Source organism: Pelodictyon phaeoclathratiforme BU-1 (genome assembly GCF_000020645.1).
GTDB classification, from domain to species: Bacteria; Bacteroidota; Chlorobiia; order Chlorobiales; family Chlorobiaceae; genus Chlorobium; species Chlorobium phaeoclathratiforme.
This window is the reverse complement of the sequence record NC_011060.1, coordinates 2,649,942-2,666,582: the sequence shown is the minus strand read 5'-3', so window position 1 is coordinate 2,666,582 and position 16,641 is coordinate 2,649,942. Positions and strand designations below refer to the sequence as shown.

Sequence of the window (16,641 nt, the reverse complement as noted above, 5' to 3'; positions counted from 1 at the left end):
GACTTTACCGGTAAAACAATTGCTTTATCATTAATCGTACATACCTTGCGTACCTTTCTCCATATTGGCTGCGGCCCCAAGCATAAAGAGCGGACAACAAGAGGGTTTAATACTCCGGATTGGAGGGAGTTGCGGCTTGATATCGATAGCGCGGTGAAACCAGACATCATCGGTACCATGACGGATATTTCGGCAGTTGCTGATGGTTCGGTTGATGCAATATTCTCCAGTCACAATATTGAGCATCTCTATCCACACGAAGTGCCACTGGCTCTTGGAGAGTTCATGCGGGTGCTCAAGCCGGATGGTTTTTCGGTCATTACCTGCCCTGACCTGCAGTCGGTTGCGGCTCTTGTTGCCGAGGATAAACTGCTTGATCCTGCTTATACCTCTCCAGCCGGAGCAATTGCGCCGCTTGATATTCTGTATGGCCATCGCGCCTCAATGGCAGCAGGAAACACCTATATGTCACACCGGTGCGGATTTACACAAAAAGTTTTGATTGGTACCCTCAAGGCCGCAGGTTTTGCTGCGGTAGCGTCAATCAGGCGTTTGCATCCATTTTACGATCTGTGGGCTCTTGCAACAGTTGCCGTTGCTGATGAAGCTCATCTTCGCTCTTTGACGGCAGAACATTTTCCCCGGTACTGAGGTGAGCGACAACGAAGATGCGGGTTTGCGGAGATGAAAAGTGCTTTCGGGAGAGGCTCCAACATGGTTAACCGCTCATTGTGGGTTGCAGTAGCTTGATCACATCATGAACATTCTTTTTATTCACCAGAATTTCCCTGCTCAGTTCAAATTTCTTGCTCCTGCACTTGTTGCAGGGGGGCACAGGGTATTGGCATTGACGATGCGAAATCTCAATGGCGAAAAATTGTGGCGCGGGGTGGAGATCTTCACCTATAAAGCGACTCGAAGCAGCACACCAACGATACATCCCTGGTTGTGCGATTTCGAGACCAAGACCATTCGCGCCGAGGCCTGTTTCCGGGCGGCAATGCAACTGAAAAGGGAGGGGTTCAGCCCTGAGGTCATCATTGCTCATCCTGGCTGGGGTGAGAGTATGTTTTTGAAAGAGGTGTGGCCAGCCGCTGCTCTTGGCATCTATTGCGAGTTTTTTTACCTTGCCGAGGGAGCCGATACCGGTTTTGATCCTGAATTTCAGTTACCTGATGATGGTGTTACCTGCCGACTGCGTCTGAAGAACCTCAATAACCTGCTCCATTTTGAGTCTGCGGATGCCGCCATCTCTCCTACTCACTGGCAGGCAAGTACCTTTCCGGAACCGTTTCGCTCCAGAATAACGGTGGTGCATGACGGCATTGATACCAATGCTGTAGCGCCAAATCCGGCTGTCAGGGTAACCATCAACGGAAAGATATCCCTGACCCGGGAGGATGAAGTGATCACCTTTGTCAATCGTAACCTTGAGCCCTATCGGGGTTATCATATTTTTATGCGTGCTCTGCCTGCGCTTCTGAAACGGAGGCCGGAGGCGAGGGTACTGATTGTTGGGGGCGATGGGGTCAGTTATGGCGGGATGCCGGAAGGGGGAGGAACGTGGAAAGAGATTTTCGCCAGTGAGGTGCGCCCGCTGATCAGTGACGGTGACTGGGGGCGGGTTCATTTTCTGGGTCAGCTTCCGTATCGGGAGTTTGTTACGCTGTTGCAGCTCTCGACGGTTCATCTCTATCTCACTTACCCGTTTGTGCTTTCATGGAGTTTGCTGGAGGCGATGAGTGCTGGCTGTGCCATTGTGGCCAGTAATACGCGGCCGGTTCAGGAGGCGATCATGCATGATGAGACGGGGTTGCTCATTGATTTTTTTGATGTGGAGGCTCTGACTGATGCGGTGTGTTCGCTGCTCGATGATCCTCGGGCAAGGGCGAGGCTTGGGGCCAATGCCCGTGCTTTTGCCCGGAGCAATTATGACCTGAATATGGTCTGCCTGCCACGGCAGTTGGAGTGGGTGCAATCACTGGCTTGAACAGAATGAGTCTTGTTTGAACTGCGGTGAAGGTTTGTAAAGTTTCTTTTAAAAAAACAGTGCTCCGTCGTTTGTGGCGGGGAGCTTTATTTATGGGGATCTCAGGATGAGTCGCACTTCGTTGATCAGCCAATCATACATGCACTATTCTCCTCAACTTGATGGTCTTCGTGGAGTTGCCATCCTTTTTGTGATGTTGTTTCATGCGGAGGTACCCTGTTTTGTGGGTGGTTTTATTGGTGTCGATATCTTTTTTGTACTCAGCGGATTCTTGATTACAACTATTTTGGTACGTGAATATGAGCGATATGGCTCTGTTTCACTGAAAAACTTTTATGCGAGAAGGGTGTTGCGTCTTGCACCGGCGTTGCTTCTGTTATTAGTTACCTTTTGCTTGTACAGCTTGTTCTTCCTTGACGAAGCAAAGGCAAAAAGTAACTACATCGATGCCCTTATCTCATTAGCTTATCTTTCGAACTGGGCGCGCGCTTTTTCTGTGCATCCTCCTGATTTTCTTGGCCATACATGGTCATTATCCATTGAGGAACAGTTTTATATCCTTTGGCCGCTTATGTTGTTGTTGATGCTTGCTTTGCTGAAGAACAGAAAGACTGTTTTTGCTATAACGGTTGCTCTTGCAGTCTCATCCTCGCTATTCAGGATCTATCTCTCATTTATTGGTGCACCGGTTGAACGCTTGTATAACGGACTTGATACGAGAGCTGACGCCCTGATTGCCGGATGTGCGCTTGGGCTTTTTTTAAGTCTGGAGCTTGCTGGAAAAAATGGTATTGCGCGGTTTAGAAAACAGCTTTTTATTACTGCCTTGTTTTCTTGTTTTTGTTTATCCCTGTTTGTATGCAATGCTGATTGGCGCAATCAGAACATGTATTACATAGGATTCTTTGCCGTCGAAATCTTCACAGCCGTGTTGATCCTTGAAATAGTCACCAATAAAGAGGGGGCGTTTGCGCTCTTTTTTTCAAGGAAATGGCTGGTTTGGATTGGCTCTGTATCATACGGATTGTATCTTTGGCACCATCCCGTATTTTGCATAATAAAGAGTTTGGGATATAACCGTTTAACGATAACGATTGCTGGCTCTCTGATCACCTTCATGATCGCGGTGCTCTCTTTCTATTTTCTTGAACGGCCTGTACTCAGTTTTAAGCGCTATTTTGTTCACAAGAAACCGGACTCTTCGATTGCTCCTGAACTGTGAGCCTCAGGTGATTGGTAACGTTGAATTGCTGGCCTGGATTTAGTGAATCGTAAACGTAGTGTATGATGCAGCAAAACAATTTTGCCATATATTTTGCGGGTGATGCCTATTCGACGGCGAAGAAAATTATGGGTCGTCAGAGCGCCGGGAAGGCTTTTATGCGCGGTGTTGCGCGTACCTGGCCTTCAGGCCTGCTTCATGGGGTGGCGCCGGATGCAAAAACAGCAGAGAGCATGGTGAGGCAACTCAGGGGGGATGGTTTTTCGGGTGAGTTGCGGTGGCACGATTTTGCCAACTGGCGGGGCGTCGATTCAGTTAGCGCTCTTTATTATCCGGCGCCTCCTCCCACAGAGTTTGCTGCTGCACGAAATCTCTGGCGTCCGGATGCCTACAGTCTGATGGGGGTGACCCATACCCTCAGCTCCGGCATAGCGATGGACCAGATTGCCAATCTTGTGCTTCCGCCCTTCAAGCCGTGGGATGCGCTGATCTGTACTTCCCGGGCAGCGCATACCCTGGTAAGCACGTTGCAGGCTGAAGTGCGGGAGTGGTGGCGTGAGCAGACGGGAGCAAGCCGTTTTGTGCAGGTAGAGCTTCCCATTATTCCACTTGGTGTTGATGTGTCAGCCTTTGCTCCTGAGTCTGGCGGACGCGAAGCTGCACGGCAAACCCTTGGGTTTAGAGATGGGGAGTGCGTTTTTCTTTTTGCCGGTCGTCTCTCCTTTCATGCCAAGGCTAATCAGGCGCCTCTCTATCAGGCGCTGGAAAAAGTTGCACAGCAGGTGCCGGTTACCTGTATCGAGGCGGGTGTTTTTCCTAATGACGCGATAAAAGGGGCCTATATCAAGGCGCAGAAGCTTCTGGCGCCTTCAGTGCGATTCTTGTTGGTGGATGGGCAGGATGAGCCGCGTTACCGGCAGGCATGGCAGGGGGCGGATGTTTTTGTCTCGGTTTCGGATAATATTCAGGAGACGTTTGGTTTGACACCGGTGGAGGCGATGGCGGCAGGTTTGCCGGTGGTGGTGAGTGACTGGGATGGCTACAAGGATACGGTGCGTGACGGAGTTGATGGTTTTCGGGTGGCGACCATTCTGCCTCCTGCAGGTGTGGGGCGTGATTTGGCGGTACGTCACGCGCTGGGGATGGATACTTATGATTTTTATATCGGGCGAACAAGCATGGCGACGGTGGTTGAACCGACGGCTCTCGCCCGGGCGCTGTTGACCCTGGCTCTGGATGGTGAGAAACGGCGAGCAATGGGGGCTGCAGGCCTGAAGAGGGCGCGTGAAGGGTATGATTGGTCGGTGATTCTGCATCGTTATGCGGCGCTTGCTGATACGTTGGGGCGTATTCGTACGGAAGCTGCTGGCAGCGCTGTTGAGCCGTGGCCGACACGGGCGGATCCCTTTGCCCGCTTTGCCCATTTTTCCACCCAGACGCTGGGCGGGAGCTGGATTGTAGAGATGCTGCCGGGCGCCCATACACGGTTGCATGACCTGCTCACCCTTTCGATGGTCGGTTATGCTTTTGATGCGGTTCTGCTTCCGAAGGAGTCGCTGATGGCGCTGCTGGCTGAACTGGAAAAGGGCTCACTGCCAAGCGTCAATGAACTGCTTGGAGCTGCCGGACTTGCAACATCTGCCGGGGTGAGAGCGTTGCAGTGGCTCTGGAAGTTTGATGTAGTGAGGGTGAGGCCGGCGTAAGGATGGGTGCGGGCAGTGGGCAGAGTGGATGCACCATCCCCGTTCAGCAGTGTTACGGACTGATGAGGAGGCAACCATCCCTGGGGCGCAGCTCTTTGCTGTTTTTGGCGGAAAAATGAGTATACTTTGTACGATATACGGTAACGAAATGCAGGAGAGAGAATCATGATAGCGATCAGCACAACAGAGTTACGCAGGAACCTCAGGAAATATCTGGAGATGGCAACGAGGGAAAAAGTTGTGGTGCGGTTCAACAAGAGTGAGACTGTTGAGATTGTGCCTGGGAAAAAAGTTACGGTGAAGGATAACGACTCAGACAATACGAGGTTGCTGGAGGTATTGAAAAGAGGTGAGGAGGATATTGCGGCTGGAAGGTTTACTGAGATTAAAGACCCGAAAAATATATGGGCAAGTATACTGTAATACTAACACCGGAAGCAAAGGAAGAGCTGAGAATTTTGCATAAAATTGGGGATAAGTCTACCCTCAGAAAGATTGAAAAAATTTTGTTTGAACTTTCAGAGCATCCAACCACGGGTACAGGTAAGGCTGAACGACTGAAGGGTGATTTTTCGGGCTATTGGTCGAGAAGAGTGAATAAGAAGGATCGAATCATCTACAAAATCATTGATGCAGTAGTAACTGTGCAGGTACTTTCCCTCAGAGGTCATTATGGTGACTCATAGCAAGTACTGATAATAATAAAAAAAGAATAGCCCCACATTGCTGCAGGGCTATTTTTATTACGGGTTCGAGGCTTTTCGAGGCCTCACAACTTCACTATCTGTTCAGCAGTTGCGGACGGTTGAAGAGTTCCGATCCTTGATGGTGCTCTCGTCGAATTCGTCCCAGTTGTGTTCGTCGTGTTCACGCTGGTAACCAGCCTCTTTCAAGCCAAAGCTCATGTCGGCAACCATTTCGGGGCGCAGCTCCTTGAGGTTTTTGACCTCCTCCTGTGTCAGAATCCTTGATTTGTCGAAGCCGAGGTCGATTTCGATCTTGCGGTTCTTGGTCTTGACACGGTCGATGTCGTAGAAGCGCTTGGTAATGGTGGTCTGGGCAAAGGCTTTGAGGCAGCCAAGCATGTATTTGCGTACGTAGGGATCCTTGATCCAGGGGTAGCTGAAGAAGGTCTTGCGTGCGTAGAAGCGTGCGTATGATTTCAGTACCCCTTTCAGCACCTCTTCACGCTCCATGTTGTCGGGCTTGATGATCGGTGTGACGAAGTTGTACTTGGAGTAGTCGCGTACCTCTACCCTGTCGCCAAGCTCTTTGAAGAGATCGGAGAAGGGCCATGGGGTGTAGATGGTCCAGTTGGCCATGTCGGGATCCCAGTCCTTGCAGAGCTGGTAGGTCTCTTCGATGGTCTCCGGGGTTTCGTGCTCAAGTCCCATGACGAACTGCGCTTCGGCAACAATGCCGTTTTTCTGGAGCAGCTTGATGGCGAGCTTGTTCTCCTCGATGGTGGTCTCTTTGCGGAAGCGGTTGAGGTTCATCTGGCTGGCCGCTTCGGTGCCGAGTGAAACGTGTACGAGACCGGCCTTGCGGAAGAAGGGGAGCAGGTCGGCATCACGCATGATGTCGGTCACGCGGGTGTTGATACCCCAGGTGACATCGAGCTTGCGGTCGATAAGTTCTTGGCAGAGCGAGACGAACTTCTGCTTGTTGATGGTTGGCTCTTCGTCGGCAAGGATGAAAAAGCCTACTTTATGCTGTTTGACGAGTACTTCGATTTCATCGACAAAGAGTTTCGGGCTGCGGGCTCTGTAACGACGCCAGAACTGCCACTGTGAGCAGAAGGTGCAGGTAAAAGGACATCCTCTGGCAAAGTTCGGTACCGCGAGGCGGCAGTTGAGAGGGGTGTAGATGTATTTGTCCCACTCGTAGAGGCTCCAGTCGGGGGAGAGGGTGTCGAGATCTTCGATGACGGGATGCGCAGGTGTTGCAAAGACGTTGCCTTCGTCGTCGAGATAGGCGATACCGGTAATGTCACCCCGGTTCTGCCGGTCGGTTCCTGCGGCGATTTCGCGGATGAGGTTGACGGTCACCTCTTCGCCTTCACCGCGGACAACGTAGTCGGTTTCTGGCGCTTCGCTCAGTACCTGCGGGTACATGAAGGTTGAGTGAATGCCGCCCATGATGGTCCTGATTTTCGGGTCTACCTTTTTGGCAATCTTCATGATCTCCTGTGCCTTGAAGATCGATGGGGTGATATTGGTTGCCATGACGACATCCGGCTTGTTTTTGCGGATGACCTCTTCTATCTGGTCGTTATCAAGGTTATCGCACATGGCATCAACAAAGCGCACCTGATCAAATCCTGCCTGTTTCAGGGCCCCACCGATATAGGCGACCCAGCTTGGCGTCCAGTTACCGGCAATTTCGGCTCCACCTGAATGATAATTTGGCTGAACCATCAATATTTTCATCGGTTTCCATCCTCCGGATATGTTTTTACAAAATAGGGATTGCAGCGTGAAACAACAGGGAACTCCTGTATTGGCTTCAAAAATCCCTGAACCATTAATTTACAATTATTCTATACAATTTTCATAGGGTTTTCTTTTTTGCACCCTCAGTTGTGTGACGCGTTCATCAGCATGGTATGATAAAATCCGAAGCTGATCTTTTCTCGGGTTTTTACCTTCATGCCTGTTTTTTTCATGGCGTTTTGCATCTCTTCGTCGCGGATCATCTGAATGGTGGTGCGGCGCTCTTTTTTCGGGAAATAGCCGCCAATCCAGTGCTGCAGTGCAAGGATTTTGTTGTAGGGGGCATAGGTGAAAATAACCGATCCTTTTGTCAGGCTGGCGAGGTTGCGGAATGCCTGTGAAAATCCCTCTGCCGGGTAGTGGATCAGGACGTCAAAGCAGACGACGGCATCGTAGGTGCCGCTTACTGATTCAAGGGTGTTGACCTCAAAGGTGATGTTTTTCTCTACCCCTTGCCTGGTGGCCTCCTCTTTTGCCTTGTTGACCATCTGCGAGGCAATATCGACCGACGTTACCTTGTACCCCGCTTTTGCGAGGCGGATGCTGAAGAGCCCTGTGCCGCATCCGGCATCAAGTATCGAGGCTCCTTTGGGTAGTCCGAGCTGCTGCAGCCAGTCGAATGCCTTGTCCATCATGACGGCATGGCCCTGACGCACGGTGTTGCGTACGGAGGAGAGTTTGTCGTCGCCGTAGATCGATGCCCATCGCTGAAAGCCCTGGCCATTGAAATAGGAACGGAGCATTTTCTTGTGTTCTTCAGCATTGAAAGATGAGCTGCTCATAGTGTACTGGTTTGACGGTTGCGTGGTTGACTGTGTAAAAAATATCTTCAAGCCGGGCGCTTACTGCTGCACCCCTTCAATTCTTGTTTCAAGATCGGCGTAGAGCTCCTGCAGCTCTTCAATGGTGGCGGTATCGGCTTCCCAGAATCCTCGGGAGTGTGCTTCGAGCAATCGTTTTGTCATGGAGATGGTTGCGTGGGGGTTGAGTTCCCGAAGCCGTTCAAGCATGGCCTTGTCTTGCAGGAAGGTTTCATTGAACTGGTCGTAGGTCCATTTTTTGACTGCTGATGCTGTTGCACTCCATCCATAGGTGTTGCTGAGATGTGATTCTATCTCCCGCACTCCTTCATAGCCATGTTCAAGCATTGCGTCGTACCATTTCGGATTGAGCAGTTTGGTGCGTGCTTCAAGGGAGACCATCTTTTCGAGTGAACAGATTCGCTGTTTTTTTCCTGTGCCGTCGATATCGCCAACCATTACCCTTGGTTTTGCCTGGCTGAGCTGTTCTACAGTTTTTGAAACTCCGCCAAGATACTCATAATAATGATCAATATCAGAAATACCGATTTCGTAACTGTCGATATTCTGGAAGGTGAGGGTGACATGCTTCAGTGCGGAACGGAGAGCTTCGGGGCACTCTTCCCACTGGCCGGAAGGAGTTACGGCGAAGCTCTTTCGGCTGACAAAAGCATCGGCAAGCTGGCTCTCCTCTTCCCATGTGCTGCTTTCGACCAGGTGGTTTACATTGGCGCCGTAACTTCCGGGTGCGTTTGAATAGACTCTGTTTGAGGCTTCATCAAGGGTGCAGCCTCTCTGGGTCATCTCCTGGCGGACATGTTTTTTGATAAAGTTCATTTCGTCGGGTTCCTCCGCCGCAGCGGCCATACGGGCTGCCCGGTCAAGCAGTTTGACTTGCAGGGAGAGGAGGTCGCGGAAAATACCGCTGATGGTCATGACCACGTCAATGCGGGGGCGGCCCAGCTCGGCCAGGGGTATCAGTTCTACATCAGCGATTTTGCCCAGTTCGTCGCTTTTGACCCTTGCGCCCATGAGGGCGAGTGCCTGGGCAACTCCTTCGCCATCGCTTTTCAGGTTATCGGTTCCCCAGAGGATGAGGGCTATGGATTCCGGGTTCTCTCCACTCTCGGTGCGATAGTGCAGCAGCAGCTCTTCAGCCGATAGTTTTCCTGCCTGCCGGGCAAAGGATGAGGGGATGCTGTAGGGATCAAGAGCGTGAATATTTCGGCCTGTCGGGACAATGTCGGGGTTTCGGACAAGGTCGTTGCCTGGCGATGGGGGGGTATACTTTCCTTCAAGGGCGTGGAGTACGGCCTGCAGTTCATGGTTTTCAGCAAGATTGACGAGGACGGTGTTGAGGAAGTGCCAGAGACGATGGAGCTCTGTCGCCTTTGTGCCTGCTTCTCGATGCAGATAGTCGTTGGCTGCGGCCATCCTGACGACAAGGCTCCCTTCGAGCAGGGTTGCGATTGCCAGACCGGGACTTTTTTCCGGGTCGAAGTGTCCGGTAAAACGTTTGACGGCTTCACGGTTTATTGCCGATACCCGCTGCCATCGCTCCTGCGCTTTCCTGTCACTGCCAAGGGTATCGAGCAGCTCCTCGTAATCGTAGCCGAGGTGGTGGCAGAGCAGCTCGGGCAGGGATTTTCCGTCAAGCTCGGGCCGACGGTGTGCTGCAAGCAGGGCCAGATGGTCGCTGACGCTTTCGGGTGTTGGCGCCTGGCCCATGATGTGCAGTCCGAGTGGAATCATGCGCTCCTCAATCATGTAGAGCTCGTTGTTGAGCTTCGCGATATACTCCTCGGCGGGCCTCTCTTCGCTGTTTCCGTCAATTTCGGTTGCTGCAGCAAGTTCTTTGATCTCTTCGAGCAGCTCTTCTGAAGGAAGGTTTCGGAATCCGGCTATCAGCTCTTTGAGTTTGCGCAGGTTTTTGTAGAGTCCGGCATGTTCAAGCGGTGGCGAGAGGTAGCTGATGAGGGTGGCGAAGCCTCGGCGTTTGGCGATTGTTCCTTCGCTTGGGTTATTGACGCAGTAGCAGTAAAAGTTCGGGAGGCTGCCGATCAACCGTTTTGGCCAGCATGAGCTTGAGAGTCCCACCTGTTTGCCGGGCATGAATTCGAGGGCGCCGTGTGTGCCGAAGTGGAGTACGGCGTCGGCATCGAAGCATTGCTCTATCCAGGTGTAGAAGGCGGCAAAGGCGTGGTTTGGCGCGGCATCTTTTGCCATGAGCAGGCGCATCGGGTCGCGTTCGTATCCAAAACTGGGCTGCTGGCCGATAAAGATGTTGCCGAGTGAGCAGCCGAGAATATGAAAACGGGTGCGGTCATTGAGGATTTCACCCGGAGCATCGCCCCAGAATGGCTCGATGGCTTCGTAGGCAGGGAAGCGTTTGCGGTACTCCTCGACTGGCAGATGTGCTTCAACATTGCCGTCGGTGCCATAGATGAGGCGGTTGCCTTCAAGCAGCCGTTCCCGGAGTGCCTCGCTTGTTTCGGGCAGATCAACCCGGTAACCTGCTGTTTTCATCTCTGCAAGCAGTCGGTGCAGGCTCTCGAAAACATTGAGGTATGCTGCTGTGCCGGCATTGCCGAGGTTGGGTGGAAAATTGAAGAGGATAATGGCAATTTTCTTTTCGGAAGGCGCTCTCTCCTGGAGCCGGAGGAGTCGCTCTACCCGGCTGGTTATGACACGCAGCTCACCTTCAAGCGCTATCGTTCGCTCACTTCCGCTTTCGGTGCCGGCATAGATGTGTGGTTCAATGGAGCCGTCCAGTTCGGTTACGGCCACACTCAGTGCGGTTTGCAGCGGTGTGAGGCCGAGGTTGCTCTCTCGCCACTGTTCAATGGGCTGAAAGGAGAGAGGGATCAGATTCAGACAGGGAACATCGAGTTGTTTGAGCACTTCGACCGCTTCGGGAGCCCGGTTTTCTGCAGGGCCGCCAACGAGTGAAAAGCCGGTGGCGTTGATCAGCAGAGATGGCTTGAGTGAGCCGGGGGTGTCGGGGTTGAAAAAGCGTTCAAGGGCAGGCCGGAAATCGAGACCGCCGCTGTAGGCAATCGAACTGTTGATTCCTTTTGATTCAAACGCCTGCACCAGCGCGTTCAGATGGGCCATGTTTTTGCTCAGCACGGTCGAGCGCATGGCAAGAATGATGACCGCTTTTTGGTCGGGGTTTGGTCTGTTTTTGCGCTGCCATTCAAGAAATTGCCGGGCAGAGAAAAAGGGTTCGGAGGCCTCCGGATGGCAGATGGCGGCATCAGGATAGAAAAGGGGCTCTTCCTGGGGCAGTTTGCCTTTCCAGCCTGGAGAGTAGCGCTCGATGAGAAGGGAGAGGAAGCGCTCCATATTTTCCTGTGAACCGTTCAGCCAGAACTGGTGGGCGGCAATGAAGGTGTGTATGTCACGCGCTTTGCCGGGGATGTGTTTCATCAGCTGGCCGACACTTCTGACCAGTGCAAGTTGCCGCTGGCTCTCTCCGTGGCTCTGCTTTGGCATCAGTTTTGACGCCCATTGTTTGAAGATGCTGCTCTCTTTTGGCTCCTCGTTTTTTGGCTTGCGGAGTGAAAATTTTCCCACTCGTGTCCGGGTGACGAGGGCCGGATTGCTGGTAATGATGCAGATCGGGCAGCTCAGTGTGTCGAGCAGTTTTTCGAGTGGTCTGACAATTTCTTCACTGAAGAGCATTGAACCGAAGAGGAAATCGGCAACCGGAAGAGTCTGTTCCAGCGTTTCCCAGAGCTGTTTGCTGTTATGAAGTCCGAGACTGAAGACGGAAACCTCCAGTCCGACCTTATATTTCCTGTTCAGCTCACCCGCAGCGGCTTTCAGTGCGCTGTTGTTGGTGGCCTCCATGGTAAGGAACACAAAATGCATAGATGGTAACCCCTCAATAAATAGGTGATGATTGCCAGTCGTTTCCGATTGCGCTTTGGCATTTCGGAATCGCCGGAGCTGAATCTGCTGCTTTCCCGCCAAAAGCTTTCCTGATCAGGGTAAGGAGAGGGGTATCAAATCAGCAGGATGGGGTTTTGCTGGAAGAGGTTACCGGGTGTGGAGAGTGGGGAGGTGATGGGCTGATGGTTCTGCTCCCGGTTGCAACAGGATAAAGGGAGAGGTTGGTGGTGCAGGAGAGTTGCATGGGTAGCAACGGAAAGGGTAGATGCAGCGGGCTGTTGCTGCCTTGGTGAAGGAAACAGGCTGTAGAGGCGATTCAGGTTGCCGTGCGGCGCTATCCCGGAGAGTGAGAGCTCACGGGGGGCTACCGGGTTGCCGGAGAGTGACCTGGCCTTGGTTTTGGTGTTGAAGGAGGTGGTTTTTGCAAAGAGGTTAAAACCAACGACAGAAATCACAAAGAAGAGCAGTACCTCAAGAGAGCGACAGGCACAGCGAATCAGGTTGCATTTTCTTTGGTTCATCTGAATGGTTTTGCTGAAATATACCAAATGGATTGGCAATAAGAAAACCGGGGAGATGGATTGTCGTATTTCTGATGAGATTTTTGCCAGCTCTCTTTCCCCGTGTGGCGGGATCTGTTTCCGACAGGGGTCAAGAAAAAAGCACGGGGGCGAGCCGTGCTTTTTTCTTGAAAGAAGCGTTCTGTGTCGTAACCGTTAAATCTCGATGCCTTCAAGGCGGTCTTCGAGGTCTGAATAGATCTCCTGCAGTTTTTCGATCATGTCGGGGTCGGCGCTCCACATGCCGCGTCCGCTTGCTTCGAGCATACGCCCGACGATGTTTTTGAAGGCCTTCGGATTGACCTTCATGAGTCGCTCACGCATCTTCGGATCCATGGCATAGGTTTCGGCAGCCTCTTTGTAAACCCAGTCGTCAACACCTTTGGTGACGGCGTCCCAGCCAAGCATGTAGGTGAAGCGGTTGCTGATTTCAGCGGCTCCGCTGTGCCCCTGGTCGAGCATGGTTTCGAACCATTTCGGGTTGAGCAGTTTGCTGCGGAACTCTACTTTCAGCGCTTTGTCGGCATCGTCAATCTTCACATCGGCTGTAAAGGTCTCGACGTAGTTGAGTTTGACATTGTCCCCTTTCGGGTTGCGGCGTCGTGCCGAGAGTTGCAGCGCTCCTGAAGAGGAGAAGTAGCGATCAATATCGGTAATGCCGAACTCAGCCGAATCGACCTGCTGTACGACGCGGTCAACGGTGCTGAGGAGCCCTTTGAGGATATCGGTCTGCTGGTCGCCGTAGCGGTTGCCGCCATAGGCAAAGCCGGTGCGTTTGATGAACATGTTGTCGAGATCCTCTTCCGACTCCCATGCTGAATCTTCCACCAGCTCTTCGACCTGTGAGCCGTATGCTCCGGGTGCCTGGGTGAAGAGTCGCGATGTGGCGCTTTCGAAATCTTTTCCCTCTTTCAGGGCTGCGTCCACATGCTTTTTGATATGGTTCATCTCGTGCGGCTCAATGGCTTTTGCAGCCTCCTTGACCAGTTTGTCGAGATGATCGACGAGCACTCCAAAGGTGTCGCGGAAGATGGAGCTGATCTGGATCAAGACATCAATTCTTGGGCGACCAAGTTTTTCAAGCGGTACGAGGCGGTAGTGGCTGATTTTGCCCTGTGCGTCGTAGGCTGGTTCGGCGCCCATGAGGTGGATGATGACGGCAACGGCTTCACCTTTGCTCTTGATGGTATCGAGACCCCAGAGTACCTGTGCAATGGTCTCCGGGTACTGGCCGTTGTTCTCCTCTACGTGACGGCTGAGGATGCTGTCGGCAATCTGTTTGCCGCGTTTGAAGGCCAGTTCTGAAGGGATGCGCCAGGGGTCGATGGCGTGAATGTTGCGTCCGGTTGGCAGAATACCTGCTCCGTCACGCACCAGATCGCCGCCGGAGCCTGAGGGAATGTACTCGCCGCAAAGGGCACGAAGGAATCCCTTCATTTCGTTGCGGTTGTCTTCGAGTGCGCGTTTCAGGGCTACACCATCCTGCAGTGCGCTGTTGATGGCCTCTGCCATCTCCTTTGTCGCCTTTCCGCCACCGGTCATGGTGCTGAATACGGTTGCCGGATTGGTCTGGCCGAAAATACTCTTTTCGATAAAGGCTCTGGTATGTTCGTCAACCGTTTCCCGTGTTTTAAGGGCTTGTGGTTCTCCCTTGCGGGCACGGGTGGCCAGAGTGGCATAATCGCCATAGGTGTTATCTTCACCGATGGCCTGCATGATGATTGATGGCAGTGATTTTTCGTTGCCGCGCACCTTGAGGTACTCGGTGATGGTGGTGACCTGGGTTTCCAGTTTCGGTGTTTCGCCAAAGACGTGCAGCGAGTTTGAAATCAGGCGTCCTTCAAGCTCCATCATGTAGGTATAGAGGCGGCTGATATAGTCCGGGAAGCTCTCTCCCTCAACACGAGGGCAGTCATCGGTAAGGTTGAGCTGCTCTGCTTTGGTGATGATAACCTCTTCGGTCTCTACATCCACCATCTTTTCAAGTCCGCGTTCGCGGTAGTCGTTCAGCATCTCCTTGAAGGCTGGAAGCTCTTTGTAGAGTCCTGCCCGTGCGAGTGGGGGGATGTTGTGCGAAATCATGGTGGCGTAGCCGCGGCGTTTGGCAATATTGGCTTCGCTCGGGTTGTTGATCGGGTAGATATAGAAGTGGGGCACTTCACCGAGCAGTGCGTCTGACCAGCAGTCGCCGGTGACGCCGAGCTGAAGGCCGGGCATCCATTCTGCCGTGCCGTGCATGCCGATGTGCACCAGGGCGTTTGCCTGGAAGATGCGGCTGATCCAGCGGTAGAAGGCGATGTACTGATGGTGCGGTGTGTTCTCTTTGTCGAAGAGGAGGCGCATGGGGTCACCCTGTATGCCAAGGCGCGGCTGAACGCCGATAAAGATATTGCCGAGGGTGATGCCGCCGATAAAGAGCTTGTCGGGCTTGATTGGCGCAATGTCGCCCGGGAAGCCGCTCCAGCGTCCTTCAATGCGCTCGCGCTCTCTTGAGCTGGTGATGCTGTTGAACACTTCACGGTCAATGGCAAAGCACTCCTGTTCATGTGCCTGGATTTCGTAATCGGTTGCCTTGTCGAGCATGGCCAGCAGCGCTTCAGGTGATTCCGGCAGTTCGCCGACATCATACCCTTCGGAGCGTAGCGTTGTGATGATGTTGTAAATGCTTTTTGGTACATCAAGCAGGGCGGCGCTGGCTTTTTTGCCCATGCCTGGAGGATAGTCGTAGACGACGAGGGCAACTTTTTTATCGCGGTTGGGTACCTGGCGAAGGTCGGAAAATTTTTTGGCAAAACCGGCCAGCCTTTCAAGGCGATCCGGAACGGTTTGCAGTCGCCCATCCTTGATGGCTCCGAGTACAACCGGGCAGACGGCGCCGTCCATTTCAGGCAGCGAGTAGGTCATGGCTGACTGAAGCGGGATAACACCTTGCGATTTCCATGATGCGAAATCCTGGATAAAGAGCGGCTGGGAGACAACGTAGGGGGCGTTGATTTTCCCCAGAATCTCGTCACGTGCGGCTGATGATGCGCCTGGTGTGGTTGCTCCTGCAGGGCCGCCCACAAAACCGAAGCCCATCATGTTGACGAGCATGTCGATGTTGTTGTGTGTAAACCACTCTCTGGCGGCAACGTGGCCTTCAACACCCATTACAAAGACCGGCAGGGGGTTGAGACCCTTGGCTTCGATGGCCCGGATGGCATTGTCGATATACTCTTTTTCCTGCAGCAGGTGTTTGCGGAAAAAGAGCATCCCGATGTTACGCTGTTTTGCTGAATTTTTATTGCGTTTGTGGAGCCATTTTTCGTAATGGTGCAGATCTTTCTGGTATTCCGGAGCATCCGGGTGGTAGAAGCCCATGGTTGGCACCTCCTGCACCTTCTCGACTTTGACCTCAACTTCGAAGTATTCGGCTATGATGTAGTTGAACATCGATGCCAGATTGTCGGTGGTCGGGTTCATCCAGTAGGTGTAGACCTGCATCCAGTTCTTGAAGTCCTTTGCCTTTTTGGGGATCAGCGGCAACATGGTGCGCATGATTTTCAGCAGCTTCATGTAGCCGTAGAGCGCATCCTCGTCGCGCCCTTTCACCAGCATTTTTGCAACTTTCTTGACAATATCGGGCATGCCGCTGCCATCTCCCGAGACCACGTAATTGCCTATTTTGGTCATCTGCATGACTTCCGGCATCGACTCATAGGCAAAGATAGTCTTCACCTTCGATTGTTCGATCTGCTCCTGCAGCCAGTCTGCCTGTCCCTTGAACTGGATCAGGGTGGTAAAAATACAGTCGGCATTGCGGATGGCTTCGGCAGCCTCAGGGTTCTGATGTTCGAGATCCTGATCGGTCCATTGGGTCAATTCTGCATGTGCCGCGATTTTTGCAGTCACCTCGCGCCATACCCGCTGGTTGCATTGCTCCATCCCGACAATAGCGGCAATTCTGATTTTATCGTGCATAGAATTACAAAAAGATGTGC

11 protein-coding genes are annotated in these 16,641 nt (G+C 52.6%); 6 read left to right on the top strand and 5 right to left on the bottom strand.

Annotated features, from left to right (window positions below; translation table 11 throughout):
• The first annotated feature begins 45 nt into the window (after positions 1 to 45).
• From PPHA_RS12755 to PPHA_RS12730, 6 genes are all read left to right on the top strand, one after another.
• Positions 46 to 651 carry a class I SAM-dependent methyltransferase gene (locus tag PPHA_RS12755; RefSeq protein ID WP_012509227.1) on the top strand — a complete coding sequence of 202 codons (606 nt, stop codon included), beginning with the start codon at positions 46 to 48 and terminating at the stop codon, positions 649 to 651.
• A gap of 106 nt (positions 652 to 757) precedes the next feature.
• Positions 758 to 1,990 carry a glycosyltransferase gene (locus tag PPHA_RS12750; protein ID WP_012509226.1) on the top strand — a complete coding sequence of 411 codons (1,233 nt, stop codon included), beginning with the start codon at positions 758 to 760 and terminating at the stop codon, positions 1,988 to 1,990.
• 106 nt (positions 1,991 to 2,096) lie between these two features.
• Positions 2,097 to 3,212, top strand: coding sequence for an acyltransferase family protein (locus PPHA_RS12745; protein ID WP_150085712.1), 1,116 nt, complete (start codon positions 2,097 to 2,099; stop codon positions 3,210 to 3,212).
• A 62-nt stretch (positions 3,213 to 3,274) separates the two neighbouring features.
• The gene (locus tag PPHA_RS12740; protein ID WP_012509224.1) at positions 3,275 to 4,915 is read left to right on the top strand and encodes a glycosyltransferase family 4 protein; all 1,641 of its coding nucleotides are present in this window, start codon (positions 3,275 to 3,277) and stop codon (positions 4,913 to 4,915) included.
• 165 nt (positions 4,916 to 5,080) lie between these two features.
• Complete coding sequence (locus tag PPHA_RS12735) at positions 5,081 to 5,338, top strand: hypothetical protein (protein ID WP_012509222.1); 258 nt, start codon at positions 5,081 to 5,083, stop codon at positions 5,336 to 5,338.
• 35 nt (positions 5,339 to 5,373) lie between these two features.
• Positions 5,374 to 5,601: a Txe/YoeB family addiction module toxin gene (locus tag PPHA_RS12730; protein WP_397232931.1), complete on the top strand. Its 228-nt coding sequence runs from the start codon at positions 5,374 to 5,376 to the stop codon at positions 5,599 to 5,601.
• 102 nt (positions 5,602 to 5,703) lie between these two features.
• On the opposite strand, the gene bchE is transcribed toward PPHA_RS12730, so the two are convergent.
• The 5 genes from bchE to bchH form a co-directional block, all read right to left on the bottom strand.
• Entirely contained in the window at positions 5,704 to 7,344 is a 1,641-nt protein-coding gene (gene bchE / locus PPHA_RS12725) for a magnesium-protoporphyrin IX monomethyl ester anaerobic oxidative cyclase (RefSeq protein ID WP_012509220.1), read from the bottom strand.
• Positions 7,345 to 7,490: 146 nt separating this feature from the next.
• The gene (gene bchM, locus PPHA_RS12720; RefSeq protein WP_012509219.1) at positions 7,491 to 8,189 is read right to left on the bottom strand and encodes a magnesium protoporphyrin IX methyltransferase; all 699 of its coding nucleotides are present in this window, start codon (positions 8,187 to 8,189) and stop codon (positions 7,491 to 7,493) included.
• A 60-nt stretch (positions 8,190 to 8,249) separates the two neighbouring features.
• Positions 8,250 to 12,080, bottom strand: coding sequence for a magnesium chelatase subunit H (locus PPHA_RS12715; RefSeq protein ID WP_012509218.1), 3,831 nt, complete (start codon positions 12,078 to 12,080; stop codon positions 8,250 to 8,252).
• 134 nt (positions 12,081 to 12,214) lie between these two features.
• Positions 12,215 to 12,622, bottom strand: a complete 408-nt coding sequence (locus PPHA_RS12710) for a hypothetical protein (protein WP_012509217.1) — start codon at positions 12,620 to 12,622, stop codon at positions 12,215 to 12,217.
• A gap of 195 nt (positions 12,623 to 12,817) precedes the next feature.
• Positions 12,818 to 16,621 carry a magnesium chelatase subunit H gene (bchH, locus tag PPHA_RS12700; RefSeq protein WP_012509216.1) on the bottom strand — a complete coding sequence of 1,268 codons (3,804 nt, stop codon included), beginning with the start codon at positions 16,619 to 16,621 and terminating at the stop codon, positions 12,818 to 12,820.
• Positions 16,622 to 16,641 lie beyond the last annotated feature (20 nt).